The sequence below is a fragment of the Kocuria palustris genome, from assembly GCF_007666205.1.
GTDB classification, from domain to species: Bacteria; Actinomycetota; Actinomycetes; order Actinomycetales; family Micrococcaceae; genus Kocuria; species Kocuria palustris_A.
Map to the genome: position 1 here is coordinate 1 of NZ_VDOR01000004.1, position 19,488 is coordinate 19,488.

Consider the following 19,488-nt stretch of genomic DNA (forward strand, 5'->3'; position numbering starts at 1 on the left):
TGGGCTATCTGACACCATCAGAGAAGCTCGCAGAGTTCCTTGCGCTCACCGCTTGAATCCGCCATCTCGTTGACCTGATCGAGCATCTCCCGGTGCTGGCCGGTGACGGTCACGACGCACTCGAAGTCGGGAGAGGCCTGCAGCGCCTTCACGATCGGGGCCATCTTGATGGCCTCCGGACGGGTGCCGTAGATGGGCATGACGGTCAGCGGCATCGCTCACCCTTTCACTCGCCTGCTGGGGAACTCACAGGAGAGTCTCACACAGCTGTCCCCCATTCGGGCCGCGAGCTCGCGGTGTCGTGCACATGTCGGGGGGCCTCGACCCTGCGCCGGCAGGCTCCGCCGCGGGTCAGGCCCCGGGCGGCGGCATGTGCAGGCGGCGCCCGGGTCGGCGACATCATCCGACGCACCGTGACTGTGAGCACACACGGGAACAGTGATGGGCAATACAGTCTGAATCAGTGCGGTCCGCTCCCGGAGGGCGGACCGCATCGGACAGCTGAACGAGGAGGCGCCGTCAGGGCGCCGCAGGCTCGAGGAGATGCCGGGATGATGACGGATCGCAGCACTGCACCCGTGACCGTGCTGATGCGGATGGATGACACCGCAGGCCGGCCGATCGAGATCGAGCGCGATGTCCTGCGGCGGGCGTACATCGCCCTCCAGGGCCTGGGGCGGCAGATCTTCGCCCAGTGCCGCCCGGCCGAGCGCGTCGCCGCCGAATCGCTGAGCATGAGCTTCGTCGAGCCGGGCCCCGGAGAGGTCGTCTTCGAGCTCGAGATCGCCCAGGACAGGCCGCGTCGCTCCCCGGAGCACCGGCCAGACCGTACGCGAGGGGCCATCGTTCCGGTCTCGAGCCAGAACCGGGCCCTGCAGCTCACGGCGCAGACCCTCGTGGAGATCGTGCGCACCGTCTCGTTCCTCCTGGCCGCCCGGCAGACGGCCCGGGAGGTCCACGAGGACCACATCGACCTCATCGATGCGGACACCGGGCGGCGGACGCGGGTCTCTCCGCACGTGGATCGGGGGCTGCGGCAGGACCTGTTCACGCACGAGGTGCGCGAGTTCCTCTCCGGGCTCACGCGCGACGGCGTCGGTGCGGTCTCGCTGGCCATCGGCGGGCGGCTGCAGCGCAGCCAGATCCAGCATCCGGTGATCGCCACCGACCGATCCCTGGCCTTCGCGAGCGGGACGCCCCTGCCGCTGCCCCTGGACGCTCCTGCCGACCCGGACGCACGGGCGTCGCCGCCCGGCGCGGCCTGAGGGACGGGTGCGGCGTCGACTCAGAGCCTGGGGCCGGGCGGCTCCATGGGGGGATCGCCACGTCGACCCGGGCCCCGGGGACCGACGTCTCCCTGGAGCCGCCGAGCGGAGTCGCCGCGCTCCTGCCGGGTCATCAGGCCGCTGAGCGGATCCGCTCCCGTGTCCACGGACTCGAACAGGGGCACGACGCCCCGGTCCGAGATCGCCTCCCACAGCCCGCTCGGCACCTCGATGATGGATTCGCTGCGGCGCCGCTCCGAGTCCATGCCCCGGATCAGGGTGATCGTCCCGCTGTCCTGGGCGAAGACGTGCTTGAGGTCCTCCGCACCGGCCCGGGCATCGGGGCTGGCGCCCATGATGCGGAAGATCGACCACGGCACGCGCATCACGTAGCAGCCGTCCACGACCATCGGCACGAGTCCGGTGCCGTCCGGCATGGTCCCCAGGGTGACGGAGGACGAGGCGACGATCACGGGCAGCATCTCCACGCCCGAGAGCACCGTCTCGGCCGCATTGTGCAGGTGCTGCGTCGCGTCCTCGAGTCCTCGGGCGCCGCGCGGGGCCATCAGGCGGCGGCGCAGCGGGCGGGCGTCGCGCATGTCGGCCACCAGCTCGTAGTCCCCGGGTCCCGTGCGGGTCATCCGCACATGCACGGGGTCCGCCCCGTAGACATCGAAGCCGTCGTCCTCGAGGCCGTGGCGCACGAGCTTCTCGAATCCCCGGCGCACGAGCTCGGCCTGGGCCGAGGGGAGGTCGACCGGCGTGCCGGCCCGGGACAGGTGCAGTCCGGTGCGCTCGGTGGCTATCAGCGGCGCAGACATGGGGCCCGGCATCGATGACCTCATCTCGGTGGTGCAGGCGGAGACGTATGGGGGGGCTCACGCCGCGCCGTCGGCCCGGGGCGCGCAGGGGGTCGCGACCGGGCAGCGGCAGGCGACCACGGGTCGCAGCGGATCCCGTCGAAGCGGAGCGGAGATGAGCGTATGCCATGCGTCGCGGCCGGTGCGCTCGGAACTGCTCAGCCGCCTGATTATTCGCGAAGATTTCATGGGCGGGGCGCCGCCGGGGGCGTCCCGGCCGATCAGCGGGTGCGGCGCCGCCGCTCCCGGAGCGTGGAGACGATCCTGCGCACCCTCGGCGTGGCCGATGAGGCCGCGAGGTAGGCCGAGAGCGCTCCGACCGTCCCGGTGCCGGTGACCATCAGCGGGACCTGGAGGGGACGGAAGCGCCCCGGGTCGGAGGCGACCACGTGCGAGATCCCGTTGATGCTGGCCGCGATCACGGCGCCGGCGATCACCTGGTGCCCGATGCGCTCGCCGCGGTTGAGCAGGGGCTCGAGCTCGTCGGCGCGCAGGTGGACGTCGAACCCGCCGTTCTCCAGCACGGTGAAGACCCGCCGCAGGACGTCCGGGGCCTCCTGACCCAGCTGCGCGGCGTCCTGCAGGATGTCGCGCACCCGGGCCATGAGGGCGTCGGGGGACAGGCGACGGGCGACGAAGCGCCGGGCGTAGGGCCTGATCACCGCGATCAGGTCGAAATCGGGATCCAGCCCCTTGCCGATGGACTCGGCGGTGATGACCATCCGCAGGAATAGCGCCGACTCGCGGGGCAGGCGCAGCCGGTGGCGGCGCAGGCAGGCCACCAGATCGGAGAGCAGCGCGGTCATCCGCACCTCGGCCAGCGGCCGGTCGGCGTAGCTGCGGATCATGGACTCGACGTCGCGGTCCAGCGCGATCCGGTCCAGGTCCTCGGGGGCCCGGTCGGTGAGCTTGAGCAGCCCGGAGGTCGCGCGGCGGGCATTGCCCTGGGAGACCCCCACCAGCATGGTCACGAGCGCATCGCGGAACTCCTCGGACAGCGACCCGACCATGCCGAAGTCGATCATCGCGATCGAGCCGTCGGCGTGGACGAAGAGGTTGCCGGGATGCGGGTCGGCGTGGAAGAAGCCGTGCTCGAAGATCATCTGGCACAGGATCTCGGTCGCGGTCACGGCCAGCTCGTGGCGATCGACTCCGGCGGCCTCGAGGGCCTCGTGGTCGGTGATCTTCATGCCCGACATGCGCTCGGTCGTCAGCACGCGCGACGACGTCGCCTGCCAGACCACCGCGGGGACGATCAGCGACGGGTGCCCGGCGAAGCACTCGCGCATCCGCTCCGTGCTGCGCGCCTCCGCCAGGTAGTCGAGCTCATCGCGCATCGAGGCCGCGAACTGGTCCACGAGTCCGGTGAGGTCCTGCGAGCCCACGCCGGGCCAGTACCGCGTGAGCAGCACCGCCAGCTCCCGCAGGATCTCCAGATCGCGGTTGACGGCGTCGACGATCCCGGGGCGGCGGATCTTGACGACCACGTCCATGCCCTCGTACACGGCGGTGTGGGCCTGGCCGATCGAGCCGGTGGCCAGGGGGACCGGGTCGATGTGGCGCAGGATCTCCTCGGCCGCGGTGTCCGGCTCCTCGGCCAGCAGCTCGCGGATGCGCTCCGGTGGGATCGGCGGCGACGAGTCCTGCAGGCGCGCGAGCTCGCGGGCGTACTCCTGGGGCAGCAGATCCGGCCGGGTGGAGGCCAGCTGCCCGAGCTTCACGAAGGTCGGTCCGAGCTCCTCCAGGGCCAGCCGCAGGTGGACGGTCTGGGGGCGGACCTTGTCCGGGTCGACCAGCTTGACCCGCTCGAGCGGGGCCCGCCATTCGGGCTTGAGACCGGCCAGCACGAAGCCGAAGCCGTGCTGGGAGAGGACTTCCAGGATCTGGAAGAGGCGTTCGCGGCGAGAGAGCATGCGGGGCGGCGTCAGGATTCTCTGGTCGTGGCGGTCGGGGCCTGGTCCTGCGGCGCGATGACGGGGATGTCATCGCGGGTGGCGGGGCGGCCGCCCTCCAGGGCCTCGCCGCGCCGCCCGTCCTCCGAGGGAGCGTCGCCCACCGGGGCGCGCAGGACCGAGCGCAGGTAGAGGGCCATGGCCCCGGCCGCCGCCGCGGCGATCACGCACAGGGCGGTGACGAGGGGCTCGCGTCCCAGGAAGATCAGTCCGAGCACCAGCAGAGCGGCAGTCACCAGGAGCAGCCCGATGAACGTGCCGTCGACCCCCTTCCCACCGGTGCCGCGCCGGGCGGCCTGGGAGCGGGCGGGGCGCTGCGCGTCCGCCGAGGCGGTGCGGCCGGTGCGCTCCGACCGGGCCGGGGCCCCGGTGCGGGCAGGGTCCTCTCGCACGGCCTCGTCCCCCGGGATCGCGGTCCGGGTCGAGCCGGCGCGCCCGGAGTGCTGCGTGCTGCCGCTGGTGCGGCGGCGCCTGCGCACCGGACGGGTGCGCTCGAGCTCCGAGGGCACGTAGGCGTCCGGGACGCGATAGGACGGCGCCTCGGGCTCCAGCGGCAGGAACTCCCGCGGCAGCGTCTCGTACCACTCGTCGGGGATCATGTCGGGGCGGTCCGCCTGCACGGTCAGGGAGACCTCGAAGGCGGTGCCGCGGATGGTGCCCCAGGCGGCCGTGAGCAGATCGTGCTCGAAGGCGTGGCGGATCACCGGGATGAACTGCTCCGAGAGCTGGGTCGACAGCCGCCCGACGAGCTGCCGCTGGTGCAGCACCTCCACGATGTCCAGGTGCTCGCCGGCGGGGGTGCGGATCTGATTGACCTCGAGGGTCAGCATCAGCCGCCCCTCGCCGGTGCTCGGCAGGATCGAGTGGAGGTAGTCCGCGTGGTCCTGCTCGTCGAGGACCTTGATGGACGAGCCCTGGGGGAGCACGGTCGCGCGCTGCGGTGCCGAGTTCAGCGGGAAGAGCAGGTCCGGGGCCGAGAGGTCCAGGCGCAGATCGGCGTCGACCTCGGAGGCGTCGTCGGTCTCCACCGAGCGGGCCCGCAGGTGGGCCGTGGCCACGGCGTCGTACCCGGAGGCCACCACGCGGGTGATGGCCGGCCAGTAGCGCTCGGCGTCCTGCGGGCTGAGGTGGCCCACGCGCTGCCCGTCGATGCGCACCGTGATGGCGGTGGGATCCTGCGGGTTGTCCGGCTCCGGGACGAGCCGAGCGGGGCCGTCGTAGCTGCGCAGGACGCCGTGGGGGAGGTCGCCGAAGACGCGGGTGATCTCCGCGTCGTAGAAGTTCTCGGTCACGACCTGCAGAGATCCCCGATCGTTCAGGGCGTAGTCGGCCATGGTCTTCCTCTGCCTCCGGGGCTCGCTCTGGGCGCCGCCGTCCACTGCGGCCGGGGACGGTCGGTCGCCCGGTGAGCTCAGTCTGTCATGCGGGTGTCCCCGAACCGGGGATTGTCCGCCGGAGCCCGGGTCCGGCCCGCGCGCCCGGGGTCACATCGGAGCAGGCTGCCCCGGTCGGCTCAGGGCCGCGCGGCCGCCTGGGCGCGCAGCCGGCGATGGAGCTGGTCCCGGCATTCCAGGACGATGCGGCGCAGCGCCGGATCCGCGTCCGGGTGCTGCGCCAGCCAGTGGTCGGTGCGGCGCAGGGTCTCGTCGTCCTCGGGAGCGGCCCCGGGGCGCAGATCCGCATCGCCGGGGAACAGCCCGCGGACCAGGCGGGTGGCCATGCCGATCGAGCGCGTGGACCACTCGGCCTCGAGCAGCTCGAAGTATCGCTCCCGGTACGGGGCGAGCAGACCGGGGTCCCCGAGCTGGAAGCCCTCGATCGTGGCGCTGAGCAGGTCGTTGGTCAGCTCGTGGCCCAGGATCTCGTTCCAGGCCGCGTCCTTGGCCCACCGGGTCGGGCGCGCCGCATTCGTGCGGGCCCGGCCGATCTGCGAGATGCGCGACGCATCCCGGTCGGCCTCGCCCAGGATCGAGGACTCGACGGCGTGGTTCGTGGCCACGACCGCGGTCAGCAGGCCCCAGCGCAGCTCCGGGCCCAGCACCAGCCCGGGCAGCGCGACCTCGCCGCTGAGCAGGTCCTGCGCCAGCCCGTGCGCCGAGCCGTCCCGGCATCCGAGCCGGGCGTACACCGCGGCCAGGGTGCGCTGCCGGTCCGAGCCGGGGGCAGCCGCCTGCAGCTCCTCGACCACACGGGCCAGCAGACGGGTGCGGGCCTCGGGGCGGCGGCGCGCCGGGAGATAGGCCTCGATGCCGTCGGCTGCCTGGCGCAGGACGGTCTCGAACACGGTCTCGTCGGTCTCCCGGAACAGGTGCGCCAGGGCGGCCCGGGAGAAGTCCTCGGCGTCCAGGCGGGCCTGGCGCACGTCGGTCCACAGCGTGGACCACAGCACCGCGCGGGCCATCGGATCGGGGACCGACGACAGCCGGGCCAGGGCGTCGGCGCGGGAGGCGTCGTCGAGCACGATCTCCGCGTAGTCGAGGTCCCGGTCGTTGACGACCACGACCCCGTCCGCGCCGGCCAGCCCCGACAGCTCCTGCGGCGAGCGCCCCGTGAGCGTGATCTCGACGCTGCGCTGCGGCTGCTCGGAGGGCTCCTCGTCCTCGCCGGGCGCGCCCCACACGCTCACCGCGAGCTGATGATCGCGCTCGGAGGCCTCGTCATGGGCGGTGCCGGCCGGCGTGAGCACGGCGGACGTCAGGGCGCCTGTCCGCGGGTCGCGCTCCGTCTCCAGCTGCAGGACGGTCGCTCCCGTGGTCGTGAGCCAGTCCCGGGCCCAGGCGGCGGTGTCGCGCTCGGAGGCCTCGTCGAGCACGGCGAGGAAGTCCTCCAGGCGCGCCGAGCCGAAGGCGTGTCGGCGGAAGTGGATGCGGCACGCCTGCGTGAAGGCCTCGAGGCCGACGAAAGCCACGAGCTGCTTGAGCGCCGCGGCGCCCTTGGCGTAGGTGATGCCGTCGAAGTTCTGCTTGGCGGCTGCCACGTCCGGGACGTCTGCCACGATCGGATGCGTGGTGATCATGGCGTCCTGCTGGTAGGCCCAGGCCTTGCGGCGCACGGCGAACCCGGCCCAGGCCTCGGTGAACTCCGTGGCGCCGACCGAGGCGTGGGCGCCCATGAACTCGGCGAAGGACTCCTTGAGCCACAGGTCCTCCCACCAGCGGATCGCCACCAGGTCGCCGAACCACATGTGCGCCATCTCGTGCAGCAGCGTGTTGGCCCGGCCCGCGAGCTGCTGTCGGCTGGCGCCGTCCGGGAACAGGTAGTCCTCCGTGAAGGTCACCAGCCCGGGGTTCTCCATGGCCCCCAGGTTGTACTCCGGGACGAAGGCCTGCTCGTAGGTGTCGAACGGGTACGGCAGGTCGAAGAGATCGGTGTAGAAGTCCAGACCGCGGCGGGTGAGCGCGAAGATCTCCTCCGCATCCAGGTGCTGGGCCAGCGAGGCGCGGCACCACAGATGCAGCGGAAGGCACTGCGCTCGCCGCGGATCCGACGAGCTCCACGTCGATTCGGCCCCGACGTACGGACCCGCCAGCACCGAGGTCAGATAGGCCGGGATCGGCAGGGTGGGGGAGAACTCGTGGCGCGCCGCGTCCTCGGCGCCGCCGAGGCGGGGATCCTGCGCGGTCTCCGTCGTCGGGTCGCTGAGCGGACCGGCCAGCGAGGCGGCCGGCGCGGAGATCGGGGTGCCGTTCGAGCGCACGGCCCACTCCTGCGGGGCGCTGACCCGGAAGACCCATTCGGCGCGCAGATCGGGCTGATCGAAGCAGGGCATGACCCGGTGCGCGTCGGCCGGCTCGTACTGCGTGTAGAGGTAGACCTGCCCGTCCTGCGGATCGGTGTAGCGGTGCATGCCCTCCCCGGAGCGGGAGTAGAGGGCCTCGCCGCGCACGCGCACCCGGTTCAGCGGCTGCAGGTCCTCGAGCCGGAGGCGGTCGTCCGCGAAGGCCCGGTCGATCTGCTCGCGGGTCAGCGACCGGCCGTTGACCTCGACCTCGTGGACCTCGCCCGTGAAGTCCAGGAACGTCGCCGCCGGGTCGGCGGTCCCCGCGCCGGTCTGCGCAGCGTCCCCGGCGCCCCCGTCGTCGAGGGCGAAGCTCCAGCGCACCTCGACGGGGAAGGTGCGGCGGCCGGGATCAGGCGCCCCGGTCAGGTCCAGGTCGACCTCGCAGCGGTGCGGGCGCACGCGCCGGGTCCGGTCGACGGCTTCTTCACGGGTCAGGCTGGGAGTCGGCACGGACCCATCCTAGGGAGGTCCGCGCGCCGGGCGCCTCCCGGACGCGATCGCCCTGTCCGGGCCGCGTCATGGTGCCGTCCGGGGCGCGCCCGGCCGGGGCGGCGCGAGCGCGGGGGTCCCCGCGTATGTGACACTCGTCGCGGACCGCGGCCAGAGCCCGCTGTCCGATGGGCTCTTGATGGACAAGGAAGCGGTTCCCACGACTATGGCCAGACTCTTCTCCGCCTATCCCGACGATCTGTCGGGCCAGGCCGCCTTCGACGAGATGTTCTCCTCGTCGGAGACCGTGCGACCGCGGTACGAGCGGGTGCACGAGGTCCTGGACGGGCTCGATCTCGGCGAGGTGGTCAGCCGCGACGAGCTCATGGCGCGGTCGTTCCTGGACCGCGGCGTCACGTTCGACTACGCGGGGGAGGAGCGGCCCTTCCCGCTCGACATCGTGCCGCGGATCATCCCGCAGGAGGAGTGGGAGGTCGTCGAGCGCGGCGTGAAGCAGCGGGTCCGGGCCCTCGAGCACTTCCTCGAGGACGTCTACGGCGAGCAGAAGGTCATCGCCGACGGCATCGTGCCCCGGTCGCTGATCACCTCCTCATCGCACTTCCATCGCTGCGTCTGGGGCTTCAGCCCGGCGGGCGGGGTGCGCATCCACGTCGCGGGCATCGACCTGGTCCGCGACGACGCCGGCACCTTCCGCGTGCTCGAGGACAACGTGCGGGTGCCCTCCGGGGTCTCCTACGTCATCGAGAACCGCCGCGCCATGATGAAGGGCCTGCCGGAGGCCTTCGCCTCGACCCCGATCCTGGGGGTCGACTCGTACCCGCGCCAGCTGCTGCACGCGCTGCGCAACACGGCCCCGGAGCCCGGCGAGGACGCCGTCGTCGTCGTGCTGACCCCGGGCGTGTTCAACTCCGCGTACTTCGAGCACACCCTGCTGGCCGGGCTGATGGGCGTCGAGCTCGTCGAGGGCCGCGACCTGGTGGTGCGCGGCGACCGCGTCTACATGCGCACGACCGAGGGCGAGCAGCGAGTGGACGTGATCTACAAGCGCATCGACGACGCCTTCACCGACCCGCTGCAGCTGCGGCCCGACTCCGTGCTCGGCTGCCCCGGGCTGGTCAATGACGCGCGGCAGGGCAATGTCACGATCGCCAATGCGATCGGCAACGGGGTGGCCGACGACAAGCTCGTGTACTCCTACGTGCCCGATCTGATCCGGTACTACCTCGACGAGGAGCCGATCCTGCCCAATGTCGACACCTACCGGCTCGAGGAGGACGAGGCCCGAGAGCACGTCCTGTCCCACCTGGACGAGCTCGTGGTCAAGCCGGTCGACGGCTCGGGCGGCAAGGGCATCGTGATCGGCCCGCGCGCCACGCAGGAGGAGCTCGACGAGGTGCGCGCCAAGATCCTCGCCGATCCCCGAGGCTGGATCGCCCAGCCCCTCATGCAGCTGTCGACCGTGCCGACCTTCGACGGGGAGGGGTTCTCGCCCCGGCACGTCGACCTGCGCCCGTTCTGCGTGAACTCGGGCGAGGACATGCACGTGCTGCCCGGCGGGCTCACCCGCGTCGCCATGGAGAAGGGGTCGCTGATCGTGAACTCCTCGCAGGGCGGCGGCTCCAAGGACACCTGGGTCGTCGGCCGGCACCGCACGGACCAGAGCCCGGATCCGCGGCCCGCGGAGAAGGTGGCCCTCATGGAGGCCGGCGTCCCGGTGCACGGCGGCGACATCGATGAGACCACGCTGCGCCGCTCGCAGGAGCAGCAGCAGCAGACCGCATGCGTCGCCCGGCGGCATGCCGGCCCGGATGCGAGCCCGTCCGGCACGGGGGAGGGGGAGCGCTGATGCTCAGCCGCATCGCGGAGTCGCTGTTCTGGATCGGGCGCTACATGGAGCGCGCCGACGGCGTCGCCCGGATCCTCGAGGTGCACCTGGAGCGCATCACCCAGCTGCCGGAGCACGAGCAGGACCGGGAGGCCCGGCGGATCATGACCATCATGGGCGTCGAGCCGCAGGCCGAGGCCGGGGTCCGGCAGATGATCCACGAGCTGGCCTGGAACCAGGAGACCACCACCTCGATCGCCGGGTCCGTGCGCGCCGCGCGGGAGAACGCCCGCCGGGCCCGCGAGACCGTCTCCTCCGGGCTGTGGCAGGCGCTCAACGCCACGAACTACGGTCTCAGCGGCCACTCCCGGGACACGGTCGGGACCTTCGGGCTGTGCCGGTGGGCCTCCGAGCGGATCTCCATGACCCGGGGCCTGGCGGACATGACCATGTCCCACGACCAGTCCTGGCAGTTCCTCACGCTCGGGGTGACCCTCGAGCGCGCCGACATGACGGCCCGGCTGCTGTGGACCCGCGCGTCGTCGGGCGGCGTGTCCTCGGAGGCGACCTGGGCCGAGATCCTCGAGTGCGCCGGGGCCTACGAGGCCTTCCTGCGCTCGCGGGGAGGCTCCTTCAACGACGAGTCCGCCACGCGGTTCCTCATGCTCGACCGGCTGTTCCCGCGCACGATCATCTACTCGCTGCGGCGCGCCGACAAGGTGCTCGCCGACCTCGACCCGGGCGGTGGGCGCCTGGGCGTCACGAGCGAGGCGCGCCGGGCCGTCGGCAGGACCCTCATTGAGCTCGAGTACGACAGCGCGGAGGACATCGTCGGGGATCTGCCCCGGCGCCTCAACGACGTCCAGTCCGCCATCGGCCGCGCATCCCGGGCCGTGGGCGACAAGTACTTCAACCACGCCCAGGAGGCGTCCTGGTTCGGAGGTGTCCTGTGAGCAGGCTCACGATCGATCACATCACCCGATACACCTACCAGGGGACGGTCTCGCGATCGCACAACGAGGCGCGGATGACCCCGGTCAGCGACGACGAGCAGCAGGTGATCAGCGCCGAGCTGGCCGTGAAGCCGTCGTCGGCGTCGATCCACAACTACGTCGACTACTTCGGCACCCGCGTGGCGGACTTCGACGTCCCCAGCCCCCACACGGTGCTGGAGGTGCGCTCCTCGGCCACGGTCGACGTCGAGCGCGCCGCCGGCGGCCAGGACGTCGAGCACGTCTCGTGGGAGCAGCTGAGGGATCCGCAGCTGGCGGACACGAACGCCGAGTACGCGAAGCCGACCTCCCTGACGGCGGCCGGCGAGGAGCTCAGGGCCGTGGCCGCCGAGATCGCCGAGCGCGCCGAGACCCCCGAGGCCGCCGCCCGGGAGGTCCTGCGCCGGATCGCCGAGCACGTCTCGTACGAGGCCGGGGTCACCGGAGTGCACACCGATGCCGACGCCGTGTGGAGCGACGGCAAGGGCGTGTGCCAGGACCTCTCGCACGTGGCCATCGCGCTGCTGCGAGAGCTCGGCATCCCCGCCCGCTACGTCTCGGGATACATCCACCCGGACGAGGAGGCCGAGATCGGCCAGACCGTCGTGGGGGAGTCCCACGCCTGGCTCGAGTGGTGGGACGGCGACTGGCGCGCCTACGACCCCACCAACCACAAGATGCTCGACGACAGCCACGTGAAGGTCGGCCACGGCCGCGACTACCGCGACGTGCCGCCGCTCAAGGGCATGCTCACGGGCGGCTCGAGCACGGAGTCCCTCGACGTCTCCGTGGAGATCACCCGCCTGGCCTGACCGGGGCCGCCCACGACGACGGGCGCCGACCTCCGTGATCGGCGCCCGTCGTCATCCGCCCCGGGAACCGCGGCATCGGCCGCGGCCGGTGCCGCGGATCAGTGGAACGTGAAGTTCTTGGGCACGATCGTGATCCCGGACTCCGTGACCGTCAGGCCGCGCGAGCGGTCCTCCTGGGGATCCACGCCGACCCGGACGCCCTGCGGGATGACCACGTTCTTGTCCACGATGCAGCGCTCCACGATGGCGTCGTCGTGCACGGCCACGCTGTTGAGCAGGACGGATTCCGAGACGCGCGCGTGGTTGCCGACCGTGACGCGCGGGGACAGCACCGACTCCTGGACGCGGCCGCCGGCGACGATCACGCCCGAGGACAGGATGGAGTCCGTGGCGATGCCGCCCTCCTGGTACGGGCCGCGCACCAGCTTGGCCGGCGGGGCCGTGACCTGGTGGGTGTAGATCTTCCACTGCTCGTTGTAGAGGTTGAAGATCGGCAGCGGGCGCAGCAGGTCCATGTGCGAGTCGTAGTACGAGTCCAGGGTGCCGACGTCGCGCCAGTACTGACGGTCGCGGTCGGTCGAGCCGGGGACGTCGTTGAAGGTGAAGTCGTAGACGGCGGCCTCGCCGCGCTCGGAGAAGTACGGCATGATGTCGCCGCCCATGTCGTGCTTGGAGCCCTCTGTGGCGTCGTCCGCGTGCAGGGCCTCCACGAGGGCGTCCGTGGTGAAGATGTAGTTGCCCATCGAGGCCAGGAACTGGCCGGGGTCATCCGGCAGCGGCTCGGTGGAGTCGGGCTTCTCCACGAACTGCGAGATCTTCTGCGGGTCCTCCGCTTCCGTCTCGATCACGCCGAAGGACCTGACCAGCTCGAGCGGCTGGCGCACGCCGGCGACGGTGGCCTGGACGCCCTTCTGGATGTGGAAGTCCAGCATCTGGGAGAAGTCCATGCGGTAGACGTGGTCGGCCCCGACCACGACGACGTAGTCCGGGCGGGCGTCGTCGATCAGGTTCATGGACTGGAAGATCGCGTTCGCGGAGCCCAGGAACCAGTCCTTGCCGGAGCGCTGCTGCGCCGGGACCGAGGCGATGTAGTTGCCCAGCAGCGTGGACAGGCGCCAGGTCTCGGAGAGGTGGCGGTCCATCGAGTGGGACTTGTACTGGGTGAGGACGACGATCTGCAGGTAGCCGGAGTTCACCAGGTTCGACAGGGCGAAGTCGATGAGTCGGTACGAGCCGCCGAACGGGACGGCCGGCTTGGCCCGGTCCTCGGTCAGCGGCATCAGGCGCTTGCCCTCGCCGCCGGCCAGAACGATCGCAAGGACATTCGGTCGCGCCATGATGGAAGCCTCTCGGATGGGACGTCGTCGTCATCGGGGCGGAGCCCACGGGGAATGCGAGATGCACCTCACGTCTTCCCGAGGACACTCAACCCTGAATCGAGTCCATTGGGAAGCAGGCGCCGCAAGTTGTCCCGCGTGGCGTCCCGTCTGCGCGGATACCGCGGCAGCGGGGTGCCTGGGCACCCCCGCCGAGGGACTGTAGTGTCGATCACGTGCGCATCGACATCATCTCCAAAGAGTTCCCGCCCGCCGTCTACGGCGGCGCCGGCGTCCACGTGGCCGAGCTGTCCCGGGTCCTCGCGCCCCTGGTGGACCTGAGCGTCCGCTGCTTCGGGCAGCCCCGCGACCCCGACTTCCACGGCGCGTCGGTCACGGCGTATCCCGTGCCCGCCGAGCTCCAGGGCGCCAATGCCGCGCTCGAGACGCTCGGTACGGACCTGACGATGGTCGACGACATCGCCGGGGCCGACCTGGTGCACTCCCACACCTGGTACGCCAACTTCGCCGGGCACCTGGCCGGTCTCATGCACGGCATCCCGCACGTCGTCTCGGCCCACTCGCTCGAGCCCCTGCGCCCGTGGAAGGCCGAGCAGCTCGCCGGCGGGTACGCGCTGTCGTCGTTCGTGGAGAAGACCGCCTACCTGGGGGCCTCGGCGATCATCGCGGTGTCGGACGGCATGCGCCGCGACATCCTGCGCTCCTACCCGGAGGTCGATCCGCAGAAGGTGCACACCGTGCACAACGGCATCGACGTGGAGCAGTGGGTCCGGGACGAGTCCACCGACGTCCTGGAGGCCTACGGGATCGATCCGAACCGGCCCTCGGTCGCCTTCGTGGGCCGCGTGACCCGGCAGAAGGGCGTGCCGTTCCTGCTGCGGGCCATGAAGCAGCTCGACCCCTCCGTGCAGCTCGTGCTGTGCGCCGGTGCGGCCGACACCCCGGAGCTGGGTGCCGAGGTCAACGGCCTGATCGAGGAGCTCAAGGCCGATCGCGACGGGGTGGTCCTGATCGAGAAGATGCTGCCCCGCCGGGAGGTCGTCCAGATCCTGTCGCATGCCACCGCGTTCGCGTGCCCGTCGATCTACGAGCCGCTGGGCATCGTGAACCTCGAGGCCATGGCCTGCGGGGCCGCCGTGGTCGCCACCGCGACCGGCGGCATCCCCGAGGTCGTCGTGGACGGCGAGACCGGCCGGCTGGTCGAGATCGAGCAGGTCGACGACGGCTCGGGCACGCCGCTGGATCCGGAGAGGTTCGTCGCGGACTTCGCCGCCGCGCTCACCGACGTCCTCTCCGATCCCGAGCGCGCTCGCGAGATGGGATGCGCCGGGCGCCGCCGTGCCGAGGAGCACTTCGCCTGGGAGGCCATCGCCGAGCGCACGCTGGAGGTCTACCGCGCCGCGATCGATCGGGGCTGAGGCCTGCGGGCCTGCTCGCCTGCGAGCGGGCAGCGCCTGGTCGACCCGTCCGCGTGTGTGACCGGTTCCGAGCTGTGCTAAAGTTGTCCGCGTTGCTCAGCGACCCGGCCGGTTCCCGGCACGGCGCTGGAGTCACCCGCGCGGGTGGCGGAATAGGCAGACGCGCTAGCTTGAGGTGCTAGTCCTCGTATTAGAGGGTGGGGGTTCAAGTCCCCCTCCGCGCACAGTGGTTGCCCTTGTCAGAGAGGGTGGAGCGGCCCCGGTATCGATACCGGGGCCGTTTTCGTCGTCACGGCGAGTCAGGTTCAGCGGCGGCGGCGCCGGGCTAGGATCCAGACCATCCGTGTCCGTTCTCGCCCTCCGGAGTCCCCATGAAGCGCACCCTTCTGCCCGTGACCCTCGGCGTCCTGGCGTCTGCTCTGACCGCCTGTGGGGGAGGAGATGCCCCGGAGAGCCCCGAGTCCTCTCCCTCCGCGCCCGTCTCTGAGACGCAGACCCCCACCGCGTCGTCCTCCCCGACGCAGTCACCCGACGAGACCCCCGGCGAGACGCCCTCCGCACCGGCGGAACCGTCCGCACCGGTCGAGCAGACCGCGGCTCCGGCAGCGGAACCGGCAGCAGAGGCCGAAGCCCCCGCAGCCGAGCCAGCCCCGATTGATCCGGCCACCGACGTTCCTGCGGCTGGAACCGGCGCGGCCGCCGACGTCCCTGCGGCCGACGTCGACCCGCCCGCAGGTGATCCGGCGCCGAGCACCGATGGCGGCTACATCGTGGTCGAGGCCCGTGACGCGAATGGCAACCCCGTCGCCTGGACCGAGTACGACGCTGCTGGCAATGCGATTGCCGCAGCTGTCGGAGGCCCGCCTGAGGGTGCTGATGCAGGCGCAGATGCGACGGACCCCGGGCCGGGTTCGGCCGGGCCAGATGCGCCCGGCGCCGAGATCCCGGATGGGTACTTCGACGAGGAGGGATGCTGGGTGCCGGCCCCGGACGATCCCGACCAGGACGACTACTGCTGACTCCGACACCTGCGGCAGCAGCTCCCAGCAGGCCGGCAGCTGCGGTCCATCGGTCGTCGGTGAGCCCTCGCGGCTCCGTCCGGTCGCTTCGTCGACCACCCGGAAGGAATGACGCCCCGGCCTCGGCCTCGGCCGAGCAGAGCGATGGTGCGGCAGCGCAGGACGTCGCCGACGAGCCCGCTGCAGAAGGTGATGCCCTCGCCCTAGAGGGCACGGCCACTGGTTCTGCCTCCAGCAATTACGGTCCTGCCGGTACCTCGAGCACTGCAGATTTCGCAGGTTCATGGTCGGAAGAAGTCAGCGACGCCGAGTCGTCGGATATGTACGGGGTGACGATCCAGGACATGAGCGGCGCCGATGACGCGGAAGTTGGCTGCAGGATCCTGAAGGACGGTGAAGCCGTCGCTGAGGAGAAGGCCACGGGCGCATACTCGATTGTTACCTGCACCCAGCCACTCTTCTGAGTGGCCCTCGCACGACGGCTGGCGCCTTGCCGCTCAGTGGCGGGAGGGGGTCTGTTCGCAGGTGGGCTCCCATGCTCTGCTCGATGTGACGACGGCGTTCCGCTGGATCGCTCTTTCATGCGCAGGGTCCATGTACGGTGCACTGCTGGCGTCGAAGATTTCGGTGCAGATTTCGTCGAGAGGATTCCTCAGTGCTCAGAAAGATCCTGATCATCGGCCTCGCGTATTTCGGGGTGACCGTCGGAGCAGGATTCGGATCTGGGCAGGAGATACTCCAGTACTACGTCTCCTACGGGTGGTGGGGGCTGGCAGGCGCGGCCGTGAACCTGCTCATCATGCCGCTGACGGCGATGGCGATCCTGCAGTACGGCAGCTACTTCCGCGCCCAGTCCCACGGCAGGGTCTTCGACTCGATCACGTCGTCGTTCATGGCCAAGTTCATGGACTACGGGCTGTCCGCGGCGCAGTTCTGCATCGGATTCGTGATGCTTGCCGGCGCTGGCTCGAATCTGCATCAGCAGTTCGGCCTGCCGCTGTGGGTGGGCTCGGCGCTGATGGTCGTCCTGATGATCGGCGCAGGCATGTTCGACGCGGACCGGGTCGGCAACATCATCGGCATGATCACACCGGCGATGATCATCGTCATCCTGTGCGCGGCCGGATATTCCATCCTCACGTTCACAGGAACGCTGGGAGAGGTGCACAGCTTCGCTATCGAGAATGCGACGTCGACGCTGCCCAACTGGTTCCTGGCCACCGTCAACTACACCGGCCTGTCCATGTTCAGCGGCATCGCCATGGCGATCATCATCGGCGGGCAGAACTGGAGCCCGCAGGCGGCAGGCTGGGGAGGCTTTCTCGGCGGATCGACGTTCGGGATCCTGCTCGTGCTGATGTCGATCGGGCTGCTGCTGAGCATCGAGGACGTCTACACCTCTGACCTGCCGACGCTCGCGCTGGTCAACGAGATGAGCCCGGTGCTCGGGGTCTTCGCCGCGATCGCCACGTACCTGATGATCTTCAGCACCTCGCTGGGCGTCTTCTACTCGCTGGGCAAGCGGCTCGCGGCGCCCCGGCCGCAGCACTACCGGGCCATCTTCATCGCCGTGTCCCTGATCGGCTTCGCCCTGAGCTTCCTGCCGTTCACGGAGCTCGTGAACAGCGTGTTCCCCTGGCTGGGCTGGCTCGGCATCGTCTTCATCCTGGTCCTGCTGGGCAGCTGGCTGCTGAGCGGCCGCACGGACATCAGCCAGGAGAGCCTGCGTCGCGACCGGATCCGCGCACTGGTGCTCTACCGGCTGGATCCGCAGCGCCGCTGGACGCCGCGGCACGCGAACGCCCTGATCCAGGCCGTCGACGAGTCCAACCTCCGCGCCAGGAACCTCGGTGACTTCATGAACGAGGACGTGCACCGCGTGGCAGAGCAGACGGCGCCGATCGACGTCCAGAACCATGACGACGGCGAGCTCGGCGAGTATCTGGTGCGGCTCCAGGGCTCGGGGCAGGACAGGCAACAGGGCGCCGCGAGGCGGTCGTCCGGCCCGACGAGCTGAGCGGCAGACCCCGGGGCTCGGGAACGTCGAGGCCCAGAAGCAGATCTGAACAGGTCCTTGGCCGGGCCCTGGCCGAGCGCTGCAGTCGTCTCCGCTGCCTCTGACAAGCGCGGGGCGAGATGCACGGATCTTCACCGACGCCGATTCGCTCTGGTGCGCTGATATTCCCGGCCCTCGAGCGTGTGACGCCGTGTGGCTTCAGGCTGGGTGCGTCACCGCACGAGCACTACAGTCGCGGGTTCCTTCAACCCCGTGAGGAGGGGAGCCGCATCATGATTCTGACCGGCCTGGCCGTGGGGATCGCACTCGGCATCGTGCTGCAGCGCGGTCGCTTCTGCGTCACCGGGATGCTCCGGGACATCTTCCTGCAGCGATCGTGGCGCACGTTCGTGGCGCTGCTCGTCGTGATCTCCGTGCACGCGATCGGCATCGCCGCGCTCACGTCTCTGGGCGTGATCGCGCCGGAGGCGCCGAACTTCGCGCCCGTCGCGGTGATCGTCGGCGCCTTCGTCTTCGGCATGGGCATCATCCTGGCCGGCGGGTGCGCCTCGGGCACGTGGTACCGAGCAGCCGAAGGGCTGACCGGATCCTGGATCGCACTTGCGGCCTACGCGCTGTCAGCAGCCGCCATGATGACCGGTCCGCTGAGCGGCTTCAACGCGTGGATGGGCAGCTGGGAGACCGGCCTGACCACCATCCCGGCGGCCGTCGGCATCTCTCCCTGGTTCTTCGCGCTCTCCCTGGCGCTGGTCACCTTCGGGCTCGTGCGTCACTTCCAGCGCAAAGCGGCGGCCCTGCCGAAGCCGGCGGCGCTGAGCAGCCGCCCCTGGTGGAAGCGTCCGATCCCGTTCTACACGGCGGGTGCCCTCGTGGGGGTCATCGGCGTGATCGCCTGGCCCCTGTCCGCTGCCACGGGTCGCAACAGCGGTCTGGGCATCACGGCACCGAGCGCCGACGTGGCGGGATTCATCGTGACCGGGGCGGGGACCCACATCAACTGGGGCACGATGCTGGTCCTGGGCCTGTTCGCCGGTGCTTTCGTGGCGGCGAAGGCCTCGGGGGAGTTCCGCGTCCGCGTCCCGGATGCCACCACGCTGGTCCGTTCGGGCGGCGGCGGCACCATGATGGGCGTCGGCGCCGCCCTCGCCGGTGGCTGCACCGTGGGCAACGGCATGGTCCAGACCAGCCTGTTCAGCTTCCAGGGCTGGATCGCGCTCCTGTTCATGGCCCTGGGCGTCGGCTTCGCGGCGCGCATCTGGCTGAAGCCCAAGGAGGCGGAGGCCACGGCCAAGACCACGGCACCGGGCACCTACACGACGGCTGAGAGCCTGGACAACGTGCAGGCTCCCGAGGCCCCCAAGTCGCCGGCAGCAGTGGGAGCTCCTGCGGCGGCGGGGGCATCTGCTTCCGCCGGGCCGTCCCCCACGAGGACCACGGCTCCGGGGCCCAACCCGTTCGCAGCAGCCGTCCCGGGCGTCGTCGCTCTGGCCCCCTCTGGCGCACCGTCCCAGAAGCTCCGGGATCTGGGGGAGGGGTACTACGCCCTGGATTCACTGGGCGCGGTCTGCCCTTTCCCACTGATCGAGGCGAAGGATGTCATGACGACCCTGAACCCGGGGGACCACCTCGTCATCGACTTCGACTGCACGCAGGCCACGGAAGCCATCCCCCAGTGGGCTGCCGAGGACGGGCACACGGTCACGGACTTCACCGAGAAGGGGGAGGCCAGCTGGCAGATCACGCTGGAGAAGGCCTGATCT

The 19,488-nt window shown here is 70.7% G+C and carries 14 protein-coding genes, 1 tRNA gene and 1 pseudogene; 10 read left to right on the forward strand and 6 right to left on the reverse strand.

The window, feature by feature from the left end; translation table 11 throughout:
• Positions 1-62: 62 nt before the first annotated feature.
• Positions 63-215: pseudogene (locus tag FSY66_RS05885) on the reverse strand (non-hydrolyzing UDP-N-acetylglucosamine 2-epimerase); the annotation flags it as partial.
• Positions 216-551: 336 nt separating this feature from the next.
• Between FSY66_RS05885 and FSY66_RS05890 the strand changes: the two are divergent.
• Positions 552-1,265, forward strand: a complete 714-nt coding sequence (locus FSY66_RS05890) for a hypothetical protein (RefSeq protein ID WP_144792226.1) — start codon at positions 552-554, stop codon at positions 1,263-1,265.
• A gap of 20 nt (positions 1,266-1,285) precedes the next feature.
• Here the strand turns inward: FSY66_RS05890 and FSY66_RS05895 are convergent, their stop codons facing one another.
• The 4 genes from FSY66_RS05895 to pepN all read right to left on the reverse strand — a co-directional run bounded on the left by FSY66_RS05895 (position 1,286) and on the right by pepN (position 8,308).
• The gene (locus FSY66_RS05895) at positions 1,286-2,086 is read right to left on the reverse strand and encodes a hypothetical protein (protein WP_144792228.1); all 801 of its coding nucleotides are present in this window, start codon (positions 2,084-2,086) and stop codon (positions 1,286-1,288) included.
• A 260-nt stretch (positions 2,087-2,346) separates the two neighbouring features.
• Positions 2,347-4,038: an ABC1 kinase family protein gene (locus tag FSY66_RS05900; RefSeq protein WP_144792229.1), complete on the reverse strand. Its 1,692-nt coding sequence runs from the start codon at positions 4,036-4,038 to the stop codon at positions 2,347-2,349.
• 11 nt (positions 4,039-4,049) lie between these two features.
• Entirely contained in the window at positions 4,050-5,411 is a 1,362-nt protein-coding gene (locus tag FSY66_RS05905; protein ID WP_144792231.1) for a hypothetical protein, read from the reverse strand.
• Positions 5,412-5,590: 179 nt separating this feature from the next.
• A complete protein-coding gene (gene pepN, locus FSY66_RS05910; RefSeq protein WP_144792232.1) occupies positions 5,591-8,308 on the reverse strand; it encodes an aminopeptidase N in 2,718 nt (905 codons plus the stop codon).
• A 205-nt stretch (positions 8,309-8,513) separates the two neighbouring features.
• On the opposite strand from pepN, the gene FSY66_RS05915 reads away from it, so the two are divergent.
• Genes FSY66_RS05915 through FSY66_RS05925 form a run of 3 tightly spaced genes read left to right on the forward strand, consistent with a single transcriptional unit; the run spans position 8,514 to position 11,937 of the window.
• Positions 8,514-10,154, forward strand: coding sequence for a circularly permuted type 2 ATP-grasp protein (locus FSY66_RS05915; RefSeq protein WP_144792234.1), 1,641 nt, complete (start codon positions 8,514-8,516; stop codon positions 10,152-10,154).
• On the forward strand, positions 10,154-11,086 hold the full coding sequence (locus tag FSY66_RS05920) for an alpha-E domain-containing protein (RefSeq protein WP_144792235.1): 933 nt from the start codon (positions 10,154-10,156) through the stop codon (positions 11,084-11,086). The genes FSY66_RS05915 and FSY66_RS05920 overlap by 1 nt, the downstream gene beginning before the upstream one ends.
• Positions 11,083-11,937 carry a transglutaminase family protein gene (locus FSY66_RS05925; RefSeq protein WP_144792237.1) on the forward strand — a complete coding sequence of 285 codons (855 nt, stop codon included), beginning with the start codon at positions 11,083-11,085 and terminating at the stop codon, positions 11,935-11,937. The genes FSY66_RS05920 and FSY66_RS05925 overlap by 4 nt, the downstream gene beginning before the upstream one ends.
• A 98-nt stretch (positions 11,938-12,035) precedes the next feature.
• Here FSY66_RS05925 and glgC read toward each other — a convergent pair whose 3' ends face one another.
• On the reverse strand, positions 12,036-13,274 hold the full coding sequence (gene glgC, locus FSY66_RS05930) for a glucose-1-phosphate adenylyltransferase (RefSeq protein WP_144792239.1): 1,239 nt from the start codon (positions 13,272-13,274) through the stop codon (positions 12,036-12,038).
• Between the two features lie 215 nt (positions 13,275-13,489).
• On the opposite strand from glgC, the gene glgA reads away from it, so the two are divergent.
• From glgA to FSY66_RS13020, 6 genes are all read left to right on the forward strand, one after another.
• Positions 13,490-14,692: a glycogen synthase gene (gene glgA, locus FSY66_RS05935; protein WP_144792240.1), complete on the forward strand. Its 1,203-nt coding sequence runs from the start codon at positions 13,490-13,492 to the stop codon at positions 14,690-14,692.
• A gap of 138 nt (positions 14,693-14,830) precedes the next feature.
• Positions 14,831-14,916 (forward strand) — tRNA-Leu (locus tag FSY66_RS05940).
• 147 nt (positions 14,917-15,063) lie between these two features.
• On the forward strand, positions 15,064-15,711 hold the full coding sequence (locus FSY66_RS05945; RefSeq protein WP_144792242.1) for a hypothetical protein: 648 nt from the start codon (positions 15,064-15,066) through the stop codon (positions 15,709-15,711).
• A gap of 329 nt (positions 15,712-16,040) precedes the next feature.
• Positions 16,041-16,175, forward strand: a complete 135-nt coding sequence (locus FSY66_RS12830) for a hypothetical protein (RefSeq protein ID WP_260853513.1) — start codon at positions 16,041-16,043, stop codon at positions 16,173-16,175.
• A 191-nt stretch (positions 16,176-16,366) separates the two neighbouring features.
• Positions 16,367-17,728, forward strand: a complete 1,362-nt coding sequence (locus FSY66_RS05950; RefSeq protein ID WP_144792246.1) for a YkvI family membrane protein — start codon at positions 16,367-16,369, stop codon at positions 17,726-17,728.
• A 272-nt stretch (positions 17,729-18,000) separates the two neighbouring features.
• Positions 18,001-19,485 carry a YeeE/YedE thiosulfate transporter family protein gene (locus tag FSY66_RS13020; RefSeq protein ID WP_144792249.1) on the forward strand — a complete coding sequence of 495 codons (1,485 nt, stop codon included), beginning with the start codon at positions 18,001-18,003 and terminating at the stop codon, positions 19,483-19,485.
• The last annotated feature ends 3 nt before the right edge of the window (positions 19,486-19,488 follow it).

Bases quoted from the DNA above. Each gene is read 5' to 3' on its own strand.
- FSY66_RS05890 (WP_144792226.1), top strand. From the start codon at position 552: ATGATGACGGATCGCAGCACTGCACCCGTGACCGTGCTGATGCGGATG.
- FSY66_RS05895 (WP_144792228.1), bottom strand. From the start codon at position 2,086: ATGTCTGCGCCGCTGATAGCCACCGAGCGCACCGGACTGCACCTGTCC.
- FSY66_RS05900 (WP_144792229.1), bottom strand. From the start codon at position 4,038: ATGCTCTCTCGCCGCGAACGCCTCTTCCAGATCCTGGAAGTCCTCTCC.
- FSY66_RS05905 (WP_144792231.1), bottom strand. From the start codon at position 5,411: ATGGCCGACTACGCCCTGAACGATCGGGGATCTCTGCAGGTCGTGACC.
- FSY66_RS05915 (WP_144792234.1), top strand. From the start codon at position 8,514: ATGGCCAGACTCTTCTCCGCCTATCCCGACGATCTGTCGGGCCAGGCC.
- FSY66_RS05920 (WP_144792235.1), top strand. From the start codon at position 10,154: ATGCTCAGCCGCATCGCGGAGTCGCTGTTCTGGATCGGGCGCTACATG.
- glgC (WP_144792239.1), bottom strand. From the start codon at position 13,274: ATGGCGCGACCGAATGTCCTTGCGATCGTTCTGGCCGGCGGCGAGGGC.
- FSY66_RS05945 (WP_144792242.1), top strand. From the start codon at position 15,064: ATGAAGCGCACCCTTCTGCCCGTGACCCTCGGCGTCCTGGCGTCTGCT.
- FSY66_RS13020 (WP_144792249.1), top strand. From the start codon at position 18,001: ATGATTCTGACCGGCCTGGCCGTGGGGATCGCACTCGGCATCGTGCTG.